17 protein-coding genes are annotated in these 16,274 nt (G+C 71.1%); 12 read left to right on the top strand and 5 right to left on the bottom strand.

Features of this window, described 5'->3' with window-relative positions:
• Window positions 1-38 precede the first annotated feature (38 nt).
• The 7 genes from KLK06_RS16850 to KLK06_RS16820 are packed head-to-tail and all read left to right on the top strand — an operon-like array spanning window position 39 to window position 6,429.
• Window positions 39-1,040: a MoxR family ATPase gene (locus KLK06_RS16850; RefSeq protein ID WP_214636408.1), complete on the top strand. Its 1,002-nt coding sequence runs from the start codon at window positions 39-41 to the stop codon at window positions 1,038-1,040.
• 19 nt (window positions 1,041-1,059) lie between these two features.
• Complete coding sequence (locus KLK06_RS16845) at window positions 1,060-1,995, top strand: DUF58 domain-containing protein (protein WP_214636407.1); 936 nt, start codon at window positions 1,060-1,062, stop codon at window positions 1,993-1,995.
• 54 nt (window positions 1,996-2,049) lie between these two features.
• The gene (locus KLK06_RS16840) at window positions 2,050-2,997 is read left to right on the top strand and encodes a VWA domain-containing protein (protein ID WP_214636838.1); all 948 of its coding nucleotides are present in this window, start codon (window positions 2,050-2,052) and stop codon (window positions 2,995-2,997) included.
• 11 nt (window positions 2,998-3,008) lie between these two features.
• Window positions 3,009-3,599, top strand: a complete 591-nt coding sequence (locus tag KLK06_RS16835) for a class I SAM-dependent methyltransferase (protein WP_214636406.1) — start codon at window positions 3,009-3,011, stop codon at window positions 3,597-3,599.
• The gene (locus KLK06_RS16830) at window positions 3,596-4,135 is read left to right on the top strand and encodes a TrmH family RNA methyltransferase (protein WP_214636405.1); all 540 of its coding nucleotides are present in this window, start codon (window positions 3,596-3,598) and stop codon (window positions 4,133-4,135) included. The genes KLK06_RS16835 and KLK06_RS16830 overlap by 4 nt, the downstream gene beginning before the upstream one ends.
• 36 nt (window positions 4,136-4,171) lie before the next feature.
• Window positions 4,172-4,972: a glycerophosphodiester phosphodiesterase family protein gene (locus KLK06_RS16825; RefSeq protein WP_214636404.1), complete on the top strand. Its 801-nt coding sequence runs from the start codon at window positions 4,172-4,174 to the stop codon at window positions 4,970-4,972.
• A gap of 14 nt (window positions 4,973-4,986) precedes the next feature.
• Window positions 4,987-6,429: an MFS transporter gene (locus KLK06_RS16820; RefSeq protein WP_214636403.1), complete on the top strand. Its 1,443-nt coding sequence runs from the start codon at window positions 4,987-4,989 to the stop codon at window positions 6,427-6,429.
• A 13-nt stretch (window positions 6,430-6,442) separates the two neighbouring features.
• Here KLK06_RS16820 and KLK06_RS16815 read toward each other — a convergent pair whose 3' ends face one another.
• Window positions 6,443-6,940 (bottom strand): helix-turn-helix domain-containing protein, encoded by a 498-nt coding sequence (locus KLK06_RS16815; RefSeq protein WP_308168293.1) that lies wholly within the window; start codon window positions 6,938-6,940, stop codon window positions 6,443-6,445.
• A 33-nt stretch (window positions 6,941-6,973) separates the two neighbouring features.
• Between KLK06_RS16815 and KLK06_RS16810 the strand changes: the two genes are divergently transcribed.
• Window positions 6,974-7,486, top strand: coding sequence for a nuclear transport factor 2 family protein (locus tag KLK06_RS16810; RefSeq protein ID WP_214636402.1), 513 nt, complete (start codon window positions 6,974-6,976; stop codon window positions 7,484-7,486).
• Between the two features lie 69 nt (window positions 7,487-7,555).
• Entirely contained in the window at window positions 7,556-8,200 is a 645-nt protein-coding gene (locus tag KLK06_RS16805) for a hypothetical protein (RefSeq protein WP_214636401.1), read from the top strand.
• 62 nt (window positions 8,201-8,262) lie between these two features.
• Here KLK06_RS16805 and KLK06_RS16800 read toward each other — a convergent pair whose 3' ends face one another.
• Window positions 8,263-9,489: an ROK family transcriptional regulator gene (locus tag KLK06_RS16800; RefSeq protein ID WP_308168292.1), complete on the bottom strand. Its 1,227-nt coding sequence runs from the start codon at window positions 9,487-9,489 to the stop codon at window positions 8,263-8,265.
• 83 nt (window positions 9,490-9,572) lie between these two features.
• Between KLK06_RS16800 and xylB the strand changes: the two genes are divergently transcribed.
• The 3 genes from xylB to KLK06_RS16785 all read left to right on the top strand — a co-directional run bounded on the left by xylB (window position 9,573) and on the right by KLK06_RS16785 (window position 12,857).
• Window positions 9,573-10,979 carry a xylulokinase gene (xylB, locus tag KLK06_RS16795; protein ID WP_308168291.1) on the top strand — a complete coding sequence of 469 codons (1,407 nt, stop codon included), beginning with the start codon at window positions 9,573-9,575 and terminating at the stop codon, window positions 10,977-10,979.
• Entirely contained in the window at window positions 10,976-12,133 is a 1,158-nt protein-coding gene (xylA, locus tag KLK06_RS16790) for a xylose isomerase (RefSeq protein WP_214636400.1), read from the top strand. The genes xylB and xylA overlap by 4 nt, the downstream gene beginning before the upstream one ends.
• A gap of 379 nt (window positions 12,134-12,512) precedes the next feature.
• Window positions 12,513-12,857 carry an RNA polymerase-binding protein RbpA gene (locus KLK06_RS16785; protein ID WP_214636399.1) on the top strand — a complete coding sequence of 115 codons (345 nt, stop codon included), beginning with the start codon at window positions 12,513-12,515 and terminating at the stop codon, window positions 12,855-12,857.
• 88 nt (window positions 12,858-12,945) lie between these two features.
• Here KLK06_RS16785 and KLK06_RS16780 read toward each other — a convergent pair whose 3' ends face one another.
• The 3 genes from KLK06_RS16780 to lnt form a co-directional block, all read right to left on the bottom strand.
• Window positions 12,946-13,476 carry an FxsA family protein gene (locus tag KLK06_RS16780; protein WP_214636398.1) on the bottom strand — a complete coding sequence of 177 codons (531 nt, stop codon included), beginning with the start codon at window positions 13,474-13,476 and terminating at the stop codon, window positions 12,946-12,948.
• Window positions 13,477-13,593: 117 nt separating this feature from the next.
• Complete coding sequence (locus KLK06_RS16775; RefSeq protein ID WP_214636397.1) at window positions 13,594-14,337, bottom strand: polyprenol monophosphomannose synthase; 744 nt, start codon at window positions 14,335-14,337, stop codon at window positions 13,594-13,596.
• A gap of 13 nt (window positions 14,338-14,350) precedes the next feature.
• Window positions 14,351-15,994 carry an apolipoprotein N-acyltransferase gene (gene lnt, locus KLK06_RS16770; protein WP_308168290.1) on the bottom strand — a complete coding sequence of 548 codons (1,644 nt, stop codon included), beginning with the start codon at window positions 15,992-15,994 and terminating at the stop codon, window positions 14,351-14,353.
• Window positions 15,995-16,274: the final 280 nt, after the last annotated feature.

The raw sequence follows: 16,274 nt of genomic DNA, 5'->3' as shown, positions 1-16,274 counted from the left end.
ACCGTGCACGTTTGCGGGACGTTTGGTGGAATGGCGTCATGAGCGTCGCCGAAGATGTGCCAGACGAAACCGATGCCGCTGTGCTGCGTCAGACCATTGACGAGGTCCGGCGGGTCATCGTCGGCCAGGATCACATGGTCGAGAGGTTGATCGTCGCCCTGCTGGCCCGCGGTCACTGCCTGCTGGAAGGAGTGCCAGGCGTCGCCAAGACCCTCGCCGCCTCCACCTTGGCCACCGTGGTGGGCGGCACGTTCGCCCGGATCCAGTTCACGCCCGACCTGGTGCCGAGCGACATCGTCGGCACCCGTGTCTTCCATCCGTCCAATGAGAAGTTCGACGTCGAGCTGGGCCCGGTGTTCGTCAACTTCCTGCTCGCCGACGAGATCAACCGCGCCCCCGCCAAGGTCCAGTCGGCACTGCTGGAGGTGATGGCCGAACGCCAGGTCACCCTGGCCGGGATCACGCACCCGCTGCCCAAGCCGTTCATCGTGCTGGCCACCCAGAACCCGATCGAGTCCGAAGGCGTCTATCCGCTGCCCGAGGTGCAGCGCGACCGGTTCCTGTTCCGCGTGCGGGTCCCGCACCCCAGCGCGCACGAGGAGCTGGAGATCCTGCACCGGATGAGCGTCACCCCGCCGGCGCCCGACCGCGTGCTGGACCCCGACCGGCTGATGGCGCTGCAGGAGGCGGCCGAGCAGGTCTCGGTCCACCAGCTCGTCGCCGACTATGTCGTACGGCTGGTCATGTCCACCCGCTCGCCCGCCGAGTACGGGCTCGGCGAGCTGGCCGACACCATCGAGGTCGGCGTCAGCCCGCGCGCCACGCTCGGCCTGGTCGCCGCCGGGCGCGCCCTGGCCCTGCTGCGCGGCCGCGACTACCTGCTGCCCGACGACGTACGCGACGTGGCCGTCGACGTGATGTCGCACCGGCTGATGCTCACCTTCGACGCGCTGGCCGACGGCGTCGATCCCGAACAGGTCGTCAGGCAGATCCTGCAGGCCGTACCGCCGCCCCTCGTCGTCTGGAACCAGAATCGATGAGGCCCACGGTGAGCGGCCCATGAACACAGCCGAGCAGGCGCTGCGGCGCCTGGAGCTGACGGTGACCCGGCGGCTCGACGGGCTGCTGCACGGCGCCCATCTGGGGCTGCTGCCGGGGACGGGCAGCGAGGCCGGCGACAGTCGCGTCTACGTGCCCGGCGAGGACGACGTGCGGCGGATGGACTGGGCGGTCACCGCCCGCACGACCGTGCCGCACGTCCGCGACCTGATCGCGGACCGGGAGCTGGAGACGTGGGCGCTGGCCGACCTGTCGCCCAGCATGGACTTCGGCACCGCCGACACCGACAAGCGCGACCTGGTGGTGGCCGCGGTGGGCGCGATCGGGTTCCTGTCCAGCCGGATGGGCGACCGGTTCGGGGCGCTGGTGCTGCACGACGAGTTCGTGCACCGGATGCCGGCGCGCACCGGGCGCCCCGCTCTGTACGGGCTGCTGCACTCGCTGATGGACGCGCCGCGCGGGCAGGCCGTCCCTGACGCGCCCGACCTGGCGGAGGGCATCGACGTGCTGGCCGCCACCCGCAGGCGGCGCGGCATGCGGCTGATCGTGTCGGACTTCCTCGACGCCCGGCCCGAGCTCGACCCCGAAGCCGAGCGGCCGTGGGAGCGGCCGATCAGGCGGCTGTCGGCCCGCCACCAAGTGCTGGCGGTGGAGGTCATCGACCCGCGCGAGCTCGAACTGCCCGATGTGGGCCGGGTCGCGTTCGCCGACCCCGAGAGCGGGCACGTACGCGAAGTGCACCTTTCCCCCAAAGTACGCCGAAACTACGCCGAAGCGGCGGCGCTGCAACGCGAAGGCACCAAGGCCGCGCTGCGTCGCGCCGGAGTGGCGCACCTGGTGCTGCGGACCGACAGGGACTGGGTGTTCGACGTGGCGCAGTTCGTCCTCCGCCAGCGGCGCATGGCCCACCTCGCCCACCGGAGGGCACGTGCGTAGTCAGGGAGCCATCGAACAGGGCGACAATGGTGCTATGCCGATGAAGGAGGCATGGTGACCTTTCTGTCGCCGGCGTGGTTGTGGTTGTTCGCGGTGGTGGCGCTGGTCGTGGTCGGCTATGTGGCGGCGCAGTTCGCCAGGCGCCGCTACACCGTGCGCTTCACCAACCTCGCGCTGCTCGACCTGGTCGCGCCCGCGGGCCCCGGCTGGCGGCGGCACGTGGCGCCGCTGATGTTCCTCGTCATGATGTCGCTCCTGGTCATCGGCGCGGCCAAACCGGCCGACCAGGTGAAGGTGCCGCGCGACCGCGCCACCATCATGATCGCGCTGGACGTGTCGCTGTCGATGGACGCCGACGACGTCCAGCCCAACAGGATCAGCGCCGCCAAGGCCGCCGCCCAGGCGTTCGCCAGGGAGCTGCCCGACAGGTTCAACGTCGGCGTGGTCTCCTTCGCCCGCTCGGCCAATGTGGTCATCGCCCCCACCACCGACCACCAGGCCGTCGTGACCGCGATCGGCAACCTGACCACCCGGCCGGGCACCGCGATCGGCGAGGCGGTGTTCAACTCGCTCGACTCCGTACGCTCCTTCGACCAGCAGGCCGCCACCGACCCGCCGCCGGCCGCGATCGTGCTGCTGTCCGACGGCGACAACACCTCGGGCAGAGGCGTCAACGAGGCCATCGACGCCGCCCAGCAGGCGCGCGTGCCGGTCTCCACGATCGCGTACGGCACGCAGGAGGGCACGGTCTCCATCGACGGCCGGCCGGTGAACGTGCCGGTCAACAAGCAGACCCTGCAGTCGCTGTCCGACGGCACCAGCGGCCGGGCCTACGCGGCGGAGTCGGGCAGCGAGCTGCGTGACGTGTACGAGCAGATCGGCACCTCACTCGGCTTCAAGCTGGTGGACCAGGAGGTCACCCAGTGGTTCATCGTGGCCGCCATCGTGGCCGGGCTGCTGGTGGCGGGTGCCGCGGTCCTGTTCGGTGCCCGGATCCCGTAACGTTTTGCCACGTGGCCCACTACTTCTCCGAGCAGCCGCAGACCGCGAGCAGGCCGGGCTCCGTCGACCTGGTGCTGCCCGACCTGCACCTGCGGCTGGAGACCGACCGAGGGGTGTTCTCCCCCGAGCGGGTCGATCTCGGCACCCGCGTGTTGCTGGAGAGCGTTCCGCCGCCGCCGCAGGAGGGCGACCTGCTCGACCTGGGCTGCGGCTACGGCCCGATCGCGCTGACCATGGCCTCGCGGGCGCCTGAGGCGACCGTCTGGGCCGTCGACGTGAACCGGCGCAGTGTGGAGCTCACCGCGCGCAACGCGCAGGCCGCCCGCCTTGACAAAGTAAGGTCCGTGCATGTCGACGAGGTACCCGAAGACGTGAAATTTCGGGCTATCTGGTCTAATCCCGCTATCCGTATAGGCAAGCCCGCCCTGCACGAGATGCTCACCCGCTGGCTGTCCCGGCTGACGCCCGACGGCGTCGCCTACCTGGTCGTCCAGAAGCACCTCGGCTCCGACTCCCTGCAGCGCTGGCTCGGCGAGCAGGGCTGGCAGGCCACCCGCGCGGCCTCCCGCGCCGCCTACCGAATCCTGAAGGTAACCCGATGAGAAGGCAGCTGCGCCCCACCGACGTCAAGCGGCTCAACCGCACCTGGCGCAGGAACACCTCGAACCGGCTGTCGCTGATCCTTGAGTCGGTCACCGGCCCGTTCAACGTCGGCTCGATCTTCCGCAGCGCCGCCGCGTTCGGCGTCGACCAGATCTGGCTGGCGGGCAACGCCACCCCGCCGACCAACCCCAAGGCGGGCAAGACGGCGCTCGGCACCGAGCGGCTGGTCACCTGGCACGAGCCGGTGCCCGCCGTCGACGCCGTGAAGGCCGCGCGCGAGGACGGCTACACCGTGCTGGCCATCGAGCTGACCGCGGAGGCCGTGCCCCTGCACCGAGCCGACCTGGCCCGCGACGTGTGCCTGGTGGTCGGCAGCGAGGACCACGGCTGCTCGCCCGCCCTGCTCGACTCCGTCGACGGGGTCTGCTACATCCCGCAGGTCGGGCGGGTCGGCTCGTTCAACGTCTCGGTGGCCGCCGCCATCGCGCTGGCCGAGGCCCGGCGTCAGGAATGGCAGAATCTCGCTGATTCGTAACCTTATTGTTCATTCACGGAAGGCATACTTCAGGACGTGCTCAGCCGTCGCTTCGCGTTTCTGGATCATTCGGGCCCGCTGGCCTTCGCACACCGCGGAGGCGCCGGCGAGGGCGCTGAAAACTCCGCCGCCGCCTTCGAGCAGGCCGTGCGGCTGGGCTATCGCTACCTGGAGACCGACGCGCACGCCACCGCCGACGGAGTGCTGCTCGCCTTCCACGACCACACGCTCGACCGGGTCACCGACCGGCGCGGCCGCATCTCGGAGCTGCCCTACAGCGCGGTCAGGCGGGCGCGCATCAACGGCGTGCACGAGATCCCGCTGCTGGAGGACCTGCTCGGCAGTTGGCCGGAGATCCGCTTCAACATCGACGTGAAGGAGGCCGCCGCGATCGCGCCGCTGGCCGAGGCGGTCCGGCGCACGGCGGCCTACGACCGGATCTGCCTGACCTCCTTCTCCGACGAGCGCCTGGTGCTGGCCAGGGCCGCGCTCGGCGGGGAGGTCTGCTCGGCGCTCGGCCCGCGCGGCGTGGCCGCGCTGCGCGCCGCCGCGGCCACCTCCGGCTACGGCCGGCTGCTGGCCCGGCTGAAGCGCGCGGGCGTGCCCTGCGCGCAGGTGCCGGTGGGCTTCCGCGGCCTGAAGGTCACCACCCACCGCCTCATCCGTACGGCGCACGCCATCGGCATGCAGGTGCACGTGTGGACGATCAACGACCCCGTCCGCATGGAACACCTGCTCGACCTCGGCGTCGACGGCATCATGACCGACAACGTCACCGGCCTTCGCGACGTGCTGGAGCGTCGCGGCCTGTGGCATCCCGGCCGCATGGCCGCATAGGAGCGACACGACACATGCCCGTACCCGCACCCCCCGCGGCTCCCGACGACACCGCCGACTCCCCCGCAGCGCGCAGGCGCGAACAGCGCGGCTGGTACATCTACGACTGGGCCAACTCCGCCTTCTACACCACGATCATCTCGGTCTTCCTCAGCCCGTACCTCATCTCGGTCGCCAAGACCGCGGCCTGCGCCAAGGACTTCCCCTCGGTCGCGGCCGCCACCTGCTCGGCCGACTTCGACAAGCTGGCCGAGGCCCATCCCGGGCTCGGCTACGTCGACGTGCTCGGCGCCGACATCAGGCCGGCCGCGTTCTTCGGGCTGATGCTGACCGTGTCGGTGCTGCTGCAGATCGTCTTCCTGCCGATCGTGGGCGCGCTGGCCGACCACACCGGCCGCAAGAAGGAGATGCTCGCCACCTTCGCCTACCTGGGCGCGCTGGCCACCGCGGGCCTGTACTTCCTCGAGGGCGACCGCTACCTGCTGGGCGGGGTGCTGTTCATCCTGGCCAACCTGGCCTACGGCTCGTCCGTCGTGGTCTACGACTCGTTCCTGCCGCAGATCTCCACCGCCGAGGAGCGCGACCGCGTCTCCTCCCGCGGCTGGGCGATCGGCTACCTGGGCGGCGGCCTGCTGCTGGCGCTCAACCTGGTGCTCTATCTCCAGCACGAGAGCCTCGGGCTGACCGAGGGCATGTCGGTGCGGATCAGCATGACCTCGGCCGGCCTGTGGTGGGCCATCTTCACGATCGTCCCGCTCCTGAGGCTGCGCAACCGTCCGGTCCCGGCCCACGAGAGCACGGCGCTGCGCTCGGTCGGCGGCAGCTTCAAGCAACTCGGCCGGACTCTCAGCGAGCTGCGGCGCTATCCGCTGACGCTGTTGTTCCTGGTGGCCTACCTCGTCTACAACGACGGCGTGCAGACCGTCATCGGCAACAGCTCGGCCTTCGCCTCCGAGGCGCTCAAGCTGAGCAAGGAGACGCAGATCAGCGCCATCCTCATGGTGCAGTTCGTGGCGTTCTTCGGGGCGCTGCTGATGGGCTGGCTGGCCCGCCGGTTCGGCACCAAGAACACGGTGCTGGGCAGCCTGGTCGTGTGGACGGTGATCGTGATCATCGCGTACTTCCTCCAGGAGAAGGCCGCCCTGCAGTTCTACCTGCTGGCCTTCGCCATCTCGATCGTGCTGGGCGGCACCCAGGCGCTGTCGCGCTCGCTGTTCTCGCTGGTGATCCCGAAGGGGCGGGAGGCCGAATACTTCAGCCTGCTGCAGATCAGCGACAAGGGGTCGGCGTTCATCGGCGCGCTGACGGTGACGATCGCGATCCAGCTCACCAACAGCTACCGGATGGCCATCATCTCGATGGTCGTCTTCTTCATCGTGGGGTTCGTCCTGCTGGCCATGGTCAACCTGCCCAAGGCCATCCGCGACGCGGGCAACGAGGTGCCGGCGCGGATCTGACCCCGCAGGATCGTCACGCCTCGGCGGCCTCGGCAGCCTCGGCAGCGAGGACCATCGTGCCCGGGCCCTGGGCGGCGCCGGGGCCGCGCACGGCCAGCACGCTGTCCGCGTCGGCCTCGCCGCCGCAGTGCGGGCACGTCACCACCGGCGTGAACTGCTCGCCGCAGGAGTGCACCAGCAGCGCGGGCGGCCCGCCGGGCGGGGTCGCCCAGCGATCCCCCCAGGCCATCAGCGTGAACAGCGCCGGCACGATGTCACGACCCGCCTCGGTCAGCACGTACTCGAAGCGCACCGGCCGCTCCTGGTAGGGCCGCCGCTCCACCACTCCCGCCGCCACCAGGTGCTCCAGCCGCCGGGTCAGCAGGTTGCGCGAGATGCCCAGATCCTCCGCGAGGTCGTCGAACCTGCGCACCCCCAGGAACAGATCCCGCAAGATCAGCGGCGTCCACGGCTCGGCGACCACACCGACGGCCTGGGCGATGGAGCAGTGCATGTCCCCGAACCTGTTCACGACCCCAGCATAGTGGGTTGATAAAGTGAACTCATGTCAGTTCACATTCAGGACTCACCAGCCCGCGCCTACCGCGAAGCCGGCGAGGCGAAGAACGTCGACGCGATCATGTCCACCCTGGCGCCGGACGTGGTCTTCCACTCCCCCCTCAGCGCCACGGCGGGCTTCCACGGGCACGGGCAGGTGCGCGACCTGTTCACCGCGGCCATGGGCGCCCTGAGCGACCTGCGCTACCACACGGACGTGGGCGACGAGCGGACGCGCATGCTCGCCGCCACCGCCCGCCTCGGCCGCCAGGAGATCGAGGAGTCGGTACTGCTGCACCTCGACGAGCGGGGCCTGATCAAGGAGATCACCATGTGGATCCGGCCGTTGCCGGGCCTGACCGCCATGATGGCCGCCCTCGGTCCCGCCCTGGCCAGAGCGACGGGCAAGCCGGGCCTGCCGCTGCTGGTCGCCGCGGCGACCAAGCCGCTGGTCGCGATGACCCGCCTCGGCGACCGCACCCTGGTTCCCCTGCTCACCAAACGAGAGCACCGCTCTTGACATCATCGCTCCAAAGAGAGAGCATTGCTCACAGAACAGAGCAATGCCCCCTTTCCTCTTGGAGTGGCCATGAACACCCGGCTGACCTCTGCGGCCTTCGCCGCCAGTGGCGTTCTGTTCCTCATCTATCCGGCCGTGCGGCCGTCCGGCGACGACGCGGCCGCCATGGCGTCGGGCGCGTGGGTGGCCGGCCATCTGGCGGCCATGATCGGCTTCATCCTCGCCGGGCTGGCCGTCCTGGGGCTGCATCAGGTGCTGGGCGACCGGCTGTCGCTGCGGGCGGCGGTGGTGACGTGGATCGGCGCGGGCCTCACCCTGCCCTACTACGGGGCCGAGGACTTCGGGCTGAACGTCATCGCCCATCGGTCGCTGCGCGACAACGCGCCGGCGCTGATGGAGCTGGCCCAGGAGTTCCGCTACGGGCCGGTCGCGGTGACCATGTTCGCCGCCGGGCTCGCGCTGCTGGGCGTGGGGGCGGTCATGGCGACGGTCGCCGTGTGGCGGTCCGGGGTGCTGGCCCGGTGGAGCGCGGTGCCGTTCGGGGTGGGGTTCGCGCTGTTCATCCCGCAGTTCTTCGGGCCGTACTCGCTGCGGATCGCGCACGGAGCGCTGATCGCGGTCGGCGGCCTCTGGCTGGCCGCCGAGCTGTGGCGCGCGCGGGGCCGGGCCGGGTCCATGACGCCGGGCAGGCGGCCCGCGACCGCCGGTCAGTGAGCCGCGATCAGCGGGATCCATCCACGCGGTGAGCCGCGCGATCAGCGGGATCCACCCGCGCGCTACGAGGGCAGCAGCAGGGCCGGGTGGCCGATGACGCGTTCGATCACCACCCCGGCCGCGCCGAGCACCGCGGCGTTCCCCGCCAGCTCCGACGCGACCACCGGCGGCACTTCGGTACGCAGCGAGCCGCCCCCCTCCGCCAGGGCGGCCTCGACGGCCGGGCGGATCCAGGGCGCGAGCGGCGAGAAGATGCCGCCGAGCACGATCGCGCCGGGATCGACCAGGTTGACGGCCGAGGCCAGGGTGGCGCCGAGCGCCCGGCCCGCCCCGTCGAGCGCGGCCAGCGCCCGCGGGTCCGAGCGTTCCAGCAGAGCGATGAGCGCCTTGATCGGGCCGTCCGGTTTGGCGGCCGTGGTCGCCGTGACGGCGGGCAGCCCGGCGGCGCGCAAGATGGCGTCCTGACCGGCGCTCTGCTCCAGGCAGCCGCGCCCGCCGCAGGTGCACGGCGCGCCACCCGGCTCCACGATGAGATGGCCGAGCTCGCCGGCGAACCCGTGCGTGCCCCGCAGCACCTGACCGTCCATGACGATGCCGGCCCCGATCCCGATCTCCCCCGAGACGTGGATGAAGCCGCCGTGCCGCGCGCCGTCGCCGAACCACAGCTCGGCCAGCGCGGCCAGGTTGGCCTCGTTGTCGTGGGCCGCGGGGATCGGGAGGTCGGGCAGGGCGTCGCGGAGCAGGGTGCTGACCGGTACGTCGGTCCAGCCGAGGTTCGGGGCGCGGCGGACCAGGCCGTTCTCCCGGTCGAGCAGGCCGGGGACGGCGACCATCGCCCCCGCCACGTTCAGACCCTGCCCGGCGGCCGCGGCGACGGCCTCGGCGGCCAGCCGCCCCAGCGAGGCGATCACCGACTCGGGCGGCCGGCCCCGGTTGTCGAAGGTCACGAGCTGGTGGTAGCGCGTACGCCGGCCCAGGTCCAGCACGCACGCGGCGAGGTAGTCGACGTTGATCTCCAGCCCGAGCGCGGCGGCGCCGTCGCCGTTGACCGAGACGGCGATCCCGGGCCGGCCGCGCTCGCCGCCCTGCACCAGCGCGCCGTCCTGGACCAGCCCGGCGCCTTCGAGCACCGCGAGCAGGTTGGAGACGGTGGTCTTGGTGAACCCGGTGTGCTCGGCGAGCCGGGCGCGGGTGACCGGCTGGCAGCGCACGACCTGCTCCAGCACGACGGCGAGGTTGCGCTCGCGCATGGTGGCGTGCCTGAGCGGCCCTTCCCTGGATTTTGTCACGATCTAAGACTAATGGGTCTTCCTGGCGATTCGCTGGTCTGTTACGCTATTTAATCCATACAGTTTACTAATATGGAGTCCGGGTGACAGAGGCACTGGTGGCCGGGGTCGACTCCTCGACTCAGTCGACCAAGATCGTGCTGTGCCGGGCCGGTGACGGCACGGTGGTCGACGAGTTCGCGGCCCCGCATCCCGACGGCACGGAGTGCCATCCCAGCCATTGGGAGAGCGCGCTCGACAAGGGGCGGCACCTGCTGGAGCGGGCCGCCGCGGTCGCGGTGGCGGCCCAGCAGCACGGCATGGTCGCGCTCGACGGTGACGGCGAGGTCGTACGGCCCGCCCTGCTGTGGAACGACACGCGGTCGGCGCCGCAGGCCACGCGGCTGACCGGCGAGCTGGGCGGTCCCGCCCGGTGGGCCGAGCTGACCGGCAGCGTGCCCGTGGCCTCGTTCACGGTCACCAAGCTCCGCTGGATGGCCGAGCACGAGCCGGAGCTCGCCGCCCGCACCGAGGCCGTGCTGCTCCCCCACGACTGGCTGACCTGGCGGCTGGGCGAGCGCCGCGAGCGGACGACCGACCGGGGAGACGCCTCGGGCACCGGATACTGGTCCCCGGCGACGGGGTCGTACCTGCCCGAGTTCGTGTCGGCCGCGATCGGGCACGCGATCGAGCTGCCGCGCGTGGCCGCGCCGAACGAGATCGTCGGAGAGCTGCCGGGCGGCGCCGCGATCGGGCCGGGCACCGGCGACAACATGGGCGCGGCGCTCGGGCTCGGGCTGCTCCCCGGCGACGTCGCGGTGTCCATCGGGACCTCGGGCACGGTGTTCGCGGTGAGCGAGGTGCCCGCCGCCGACCCGTCGGGCATGGTCGCCGGGTTCGCGGACGCGACCGGCCGGTTCATGCCGCTGCTGGCCACGCTCAACGCCGCCAGGATCCTGTCCTCGGCGGCGTCGATGATCGGCTGCTCGCTGGCGGAGCTGTCGGAGCTCGCGCTGGCCGCCCCATCGGGCGCCGGCGGGCTCACGCTGCTGCCGTATCTGGACGGCGAGCGCACCCCGAACCGGCCGGACGCCTCGGGCACGCTCAGCGGCCTCACCACGCGCAACGCCACACGCGAGAACCTCGCGCGCGCGGCGGTCGAGGCCCTGCTGTCCTCCCTGGCCGACGCCATCGACCACCTGGCCGGGCAGGGGGTGCGGCCGCGCCGCGTGCTGCTCATCGGCGGCGGCGCCAAGTCCGAGGCGGTGCGCCGCATCGCCCCCCAGATCTTCGGCATGCCGGTCGCCGTCCCCGCGCCCGCCGAGTACGTGGCGCTCGGCGCGGCCCGCCAGGCCGCCTGGGCGCTGGCCGGCACGCCCGCACCGCCCGTCTGGTCGGCCCAGCCGGTCCAGGAGTACGACGGGCCGCCCACTCCCCACGTCCGTGACCAGTACGCCGAGCTGCGCGATCGTACGGCCGGCTGGCAGCACCACCGAGAGGAACAGCCATGAGCGAAGACCTGTACACGCCCACCCGCGAGGACCGTTTCTCCTTCGGCCTGTGGACCGTCGGATGGCAGGGCGTCGACGTGTTCGGGCCGGCCACCCGGGCGCCCATGCCCGCCGAGCGGGCCGTGCACAAGCTCGCCGAACTCGGCGCGTACGGGGTGAACTTCCACGACAACGACGTCTTCGACTTCGACGGCCACGACCGGGACGAGCGGGTCGGCGCCTTCCGCAAAGCGCTGGAGGAGACCGGCCTGGTGGTCACCACGGCGACCACCAACCTGTTCTCCCACCCGATCTTCAAGGACGGCGCCTTCACCTCCAACGACCGCGACGTGCGCCGGTTCGCGCTGCGCAAGGTGATGGACAACATCGACCTGGCCGCCGAACTGGGCGCGCAGGTGTACGTGTGCTGGGGCGGCAGGGAGGGCGCGGAGTCCGGCGCGGCCAAGGACGTCAAGGCCGCGCTCGACCGCTACAAGGAAGCCTTCGACGTGCTCGGCGCGTACGTGCTGGACCACGGCTACGACCTCAAGTTCGCGATCGAGCCCAAGCCCAACGAGCCGAGGGGCGACATCCTGCTGCCCACCATCGGCCACGCGCTGGCGTTCATCAACGAGCTGGAGCACGCGGAGCTGGTCGGGCTCAACCCCGAGGTGGGCCACGAGGAGATGGCCGGGCTCAACTACGCGCACGGCATCGCGCAGGCGCTGTGGCACGGGAAGCTGTTCCACATCGACCTGAACGGGCAGAACGGCCCGCGTTACGACCAGGACTTCCGCTTCGGCGCCGGCAACGCCCGGGGCGCCTTCTGGACCGTCGACGTCCTGGAGTCCAACGGCTTCTCCGGCCCGATCCACTTCGACTTCAAGCCGCCGCGGACCGAGGACGACGAGGGCGTGTGGGTGTCGGCGGCCGCGTGCATGCGCAACTACCTGATCCTGCGGGAGAAGGTACGCGCCTTCCGCGCCGACCCCGAGGTCCAGGAGGCGCTGCGGGCCGCGCGGCTCGACGAGCTGTCCGTGCCGACGCTCGCCGCCGGCGAGAGCTGGCGCGACGTGCGCTCGTTCACCCCCGACATCGACACGCTCGCCGCCCGCGGCGCCGCGTTCGAGCACCTCGACCAGCTTGCCATCGAGCACCTGTACGGCGTGCGCTAACTCGCTCTCCCCCGGTGGGCGCTGGGCGTCCGGCGCCCACCGAACCGGTCCGCGAGGTCGTGGGGGCCCGGTGTCGGTCGACGTGTACGACCAGGCTGGGTCTGGTGCCCCATGTGGTGACCGTCGGAGATCATGCGCTCCAGGGGGCGCGCAGCGGCCGTCTTGTGGTCGGGCCGATTCGCGGATCGTTCTGGGAATGACCCTTGCCTTCACGTGGCCCGGAGCTCCGGAACGCCGACGGAAGCCCGGCTGCGGGCAACTCCTCGGGGCGATAGCGATTGGATCACCCCACATGGGGGAATCCCATCACGGTACCAAGCGTTAGACACCGTGGGAGACAGACCCCTCACGATGGGGGCCCTGTAGGAGGCATTTAAACATGGGCGAGCGCGCGCTTCGTGGCACCCGGCTCGGGGCAACCAGCTACGAGAACGACCGTAACACGGATCTGGCCCCGCGCCAGGAGGTGTCCTACACCTGTCCCAAGGGCCATCGCTTCGATGTTCCGCTTGCCGCCGAGGCCGAGATTCCCGCGACCTGGGAGTGCCGCATGTGCGGCGCGACCGCGGTTCGGGTCGACGGCGAGCAGCCGGAGTCGAAGAAGACGAAGCCCCCGCGGACGCACTGGGACATGCTCCTGGAGCGACGGTCCATCGAGGACCTGGAAGAGGTGCTCAACGAGAGGCTGGCCGTACTTCGGGCCCAGCGTCGAAAGAGCGCCTGACACCTTCTCACGGTGAAAGCCCCTGGGCATCTCGCCCGGGGGCTTCGCCATGCCCTGACGCGCCGCGCGCGCCGTCGTGAAGGCTCGGTCAGGAAGGCTCGCGGTCCTCCCTGATCACCTCGCCGTGCACCACACCGCCGCGCCCGCCGATGTGCCCGTCGATGTGCCCGTCGATGTGCCCGTCGAGGTGCCCGTCAACACGGCCGCCGGACGGCGGCGGGAAGAGGTTCGCGTACGGCGAGGCCGCCGCCATCCTCTTGACCCGGCGGTCGAAGAACCACGACACCAGGCGCCGCATCGCCGGCCGAGTGAACGGCAGCACGCACAGGAACCCGAGGACGTCGCTCAGGAACCCCGGCGTCAGCAGCAGCGCGCCGCCCACCAGGATCAGGCCGCCGTCGGCGAGCTCCCTGTCGGGCATCCGGCCGGACTGCAGCGCGTCCTGCAGCGCCCGCCAGGCCCTGCGCCCCTCGCGGCGTACCAGCCACGCGCCCAGCAGGCTGTCGGCGATGAGCAGGGCCACGGTCGTCCAGCCGCCGATCGCCGAGCCCACCTGGATCAGCAGCCAGATCTCCAGCACCGGGACGATCAGGAAGGCCAGGAAAAGCAGGAGCCGCATAGTCTTCCCCATTCCGCGCACGTGACGTCTGTAGGACGCGTATATGACCGCCTACACAAGGACAACGCCAAGCCTGCCCGAACCGTTCCGGCGCCGCCTGAGGGCGATCACAGGTTCTCAGGGGCGCTTGCCGCGCAGCCGGGCGGGCAGGCCGGTCAGGCCCCAGACGGCGATGCGCCAGAACGACTCGGCCATGACCCGGCTGCTCATCTTGCTCGTGCCGACGGTCCGCTCCACGAACGTGATCGGCACCTCGACCACCCGCAGACCGTGCTTGGTCGTCCGCAGGGTGAGGTCGACCTGGAAGCAGTAACCCTGCGACTCGACGTCGGCCAGCCCGATCTTCTCCAGCGTCGCGGCGCGGTAGACGCGGAACCCGGCGGTCGCGTCGCGCACGGACATGCCGAGCATGAGCCGCGTGTAGATGTTGGCGCCCCTGGACAGGAGCTCGCGCGAGGCGGGCCAGTTGACCACCTTGCCGCCGGGCACCCAGCGCGACCCGATCGACAGGTCGGCGCCGTCGGCGACCGCCTCCAGCAGCTTGTGCAGCTCCTCGGGCTGGTGCGAGCCGTCGGCGTCCATCTCCACCAGCACGTTGTAGCCCTCGTCGAGGCCCCAGCGGAACGCGGCGATGTAGGCGGCGCCCAGCCCTTCCTTGCCGACCCGGTGCAGCACGTGGATGTGATCGTCCGTGGCGGCCAGCTCGTCGGCGATCTCACCGGTGCCGTCGGGACTGTTGTCGTCGACCACCAGCACGTGCGCGTCCGGCATCGCGGCCCGCACCCGCTCGGTGATCATCACTACGTTGTCGCGCTCGTTGTACGTCGGTATGACGATGAGTATCCGGCCAAGAATCTCCATGATCAGTCATCCCTCACGCGGTCGCCTTGCGCCTGACCCGCCACGCGGCGACCCCGGCGGCCGCCACTCCCATCAACGCCAGCGCCCACTCCGGCAACGCGCCGACCTGCGTCGCGACCGTCGCCTGGGTGCGCACGGGCACCTTCACCACGTTCATGTCCGCGACGAGCTCGCGGGTCCGCCAGGAGACCTTACCTTCGGGTGTGACGTACGCCGAGATGCCGGTGGTGGCCGCCGTCACGACCGCCCTGTTGTGCTCGACGGCCCGCAGCTTCGACATGGCGAGCTGCTGCGGCGGCAGGTTGGACTCGGCGTAGGTGGCGTTGTTGGTCTGCACCACCAGCGGCGTGGCCCCGGTCTGGACGGTCCCGCGCACGGTGCCGTCGTAGGCGACCTCGTAGCAGTTGACCGCGCCGATCGTCACCGGGCCCATCTTCAGATCGCCCGGCTTGGTGCCCGCGATCGACTGCCTGCCCACCAGGCCGGCCCGCTCCCACAGGGCCAGCACGATCTCCTTGAACGGTGTGTACTCGCCGAACGGCACCAGATGCTGCTTGTCATAGTAGGCGCCGGGCCCGGTGACCGGGTCCCAGACCAGGCTGCGCGTCGCCCGGTTCTCGTCACCGATGGCCACGACCGCGCCGACCAGTGTGGGCACCCCGACGTCCTTGACGGAGTCGTCGATGATCTGGCGGGCGCCCGCGTCCCGGTAGGGGTCGATGTCGGTGGAGTTCTCCGGCAGGATCACCAGGTCAGGCTTAGGGAGTTTCCCATCCCGTACGGCCTGCGCCAGCTTTTTCGTTTCGTTGGCATGATTTTTCAGGACAACGGCGGGTTCGTCGCCCAGGATGTACATGCCCCGGCCCGGCACGTTGCCCTGCACGATGCCGATGTTGACCGAACGCCCCTCGTCTCCCGGCCGCGGCACGGCCAGCGTCAGCAGGGGCACGGCCAGCGCGATCGCCACCGGGACGACCCGCCCGACGACTCGCCGGGCGTCCGGCGGCCGCCGGAGCAGCGCGTACGCGAGCAGGGCCCCGCACAGGGCCACGGCGAACGACACGAGCGGCGCCCCGCCCAGCGCGGCGTACTCGGTGAACAGCGACTCACCCTGGCTGAACGCCAGCCGCGCCCAGGGGAAGCCCCCGACGGGGAACAGCCCGCGCGCCCACTCCATGGCCACCCAGAGCCCGCCGAACCACAACGGCCACAGCGGCAGCCGGAACACCAGCGCGGCCAGGGCGGCCATCACGGCGTAGAACAGGCTCTCGACCCCCACCAGCATCACCCAGACGTCGTCGCCGATCGTCCGTACCCAGGCCAGCGTGGGGAACAGGAACACGGCGGCGGCCAGATAGCCGAGCCAGGCGGCGCGCCGGGGGCGAGTGCCGTAGAGGGCGGCGACGATCAGCCCGACGCCGAGCGGCGCGGCGAGCCACCAGTCGATGGGCGGGAAGGCGAGGAACAGCAGCCCCCCACCGGCCACGGCGGCGGCCACCCGAGCCATGAGCACCCGCCCGGACTCCCGCACGCCCCGCACCGCGGGCGCGGGCGCATCGGAGACGGGAGCGGACTCGCCGGATTCGGGCGTGGGCGGGTCAGGGGTGTGCGGGGTCCCGCCGCCAGTGGGCGGTGGGCCCGTCTTGTCCTGCACCACGCGGGGTTCTCCTCGCCGTTCGCACGCCTGCTTGCGAAAACGCTACCGCCCCCGGGCGGCGATTCGGCCGTCGCGGCCCCTTGTTGCCTCAGAAGTAGGGGTAACCAAACTCAGGACAACCCAGAAGTAGGGGTGAGCGGAGCCGGGCGGGGAGCGGCAGGGTGATCCCGTGACCTGACGGGACCACCCGGCGCTGATGGCGATCCTGCGCACGAGAGGGAAGAGGGCCCGGAAACCCTTCGGACCGGACCCGTCTCGTCGGCGGCGAGCGCGGAATTCC

The organism is Nonomuraea sp. NEAU-A123 (assembly GCF_018603905.1).
GTDB lineage: Bacteria > Actinomycetota > Actinomycetes > Streptosporangiales > Streptosporangiaceae > Nonomuraea.
Note: the sequence above shows the minus strand (reverse complement) of the source record. Positions and strands in the feature narration are given on the sequence as shown.

Excerpts from the sequence above, each read along its gene's own strand:
- KLK06_RS16850 (WP_214636408.1), top strand. The coding sequence starts at position 39 with ATGAGCGTCGCCGAAGATGTGCCAGACGAAACCGATGCCGCTGTGCTG.
- KLK06_RS16810 (WP_214636402.1), top strand. The coding sequence starts at position 6,974 with ATGTCAGTTCACATTCAGGACTCACCAGCCCGCGCCTACCGCGAAGCC.
- KLK06_RS16785 (WP_214636399.1), top strand. The coding sequence starts at position 12,513 with ATGGGCGAGCGCGCGCTTCGTGGCACCCGGCTCGGGGCAACCAGCTAC.
- KLK06_RS16805 (WP_214636401.1), top strand. The coding sequence starts at position 7,556 with ATGAACACCCGGCTGACCTCTGCGGCCTTCGCCGCCAGTGGCGTTCTG.
- KLK06_RS16845 (WP_214636407.1), top strand. The coding sequence starts at position 1,060 with ATGAACACAGCCGAGCAGGCGCTGCGGCGCCTGGAGCTGACGGTGACC.
- KLK06_RS16775 (WP_214636397.1), bottom strand. The coding sequence starts at position 14,337 with ATGGAGATTCTTGGCCGGATACTCATCGTCATACCGACGTACAACGAG.
- KLK06_RS16830 (WP_214636405.1), top strand. The coding sequence starts at position 3,596 with ATGAGAAGGCAGCTGCGCCCCACCGACGTCAAGCGGCTCAACCGCACC.
- KLK06_RS16780 (WP_214636398.1), bottom strand. The coding sequence starts at position 13,476 with ATGCGGCTCCTGCTTTTCCTGGCCTTCCTGATCGTCCCGGTGCTGGAG.
- KLK06_RS16820 (WP_214636403.1), top strand. The coding sequence starts at position 4,987 with ATGCCCGTACCCGCACCCCCCGCGGCTCCCGACGACACCGCCGACTCC.
- xylA (WP_214636400.1), top strand. The coding sequence starts at position 10,976 with ATGAGCGAAGACCTGTACACGCCCACCCGCGAGGACCGTTTCTCCTTC.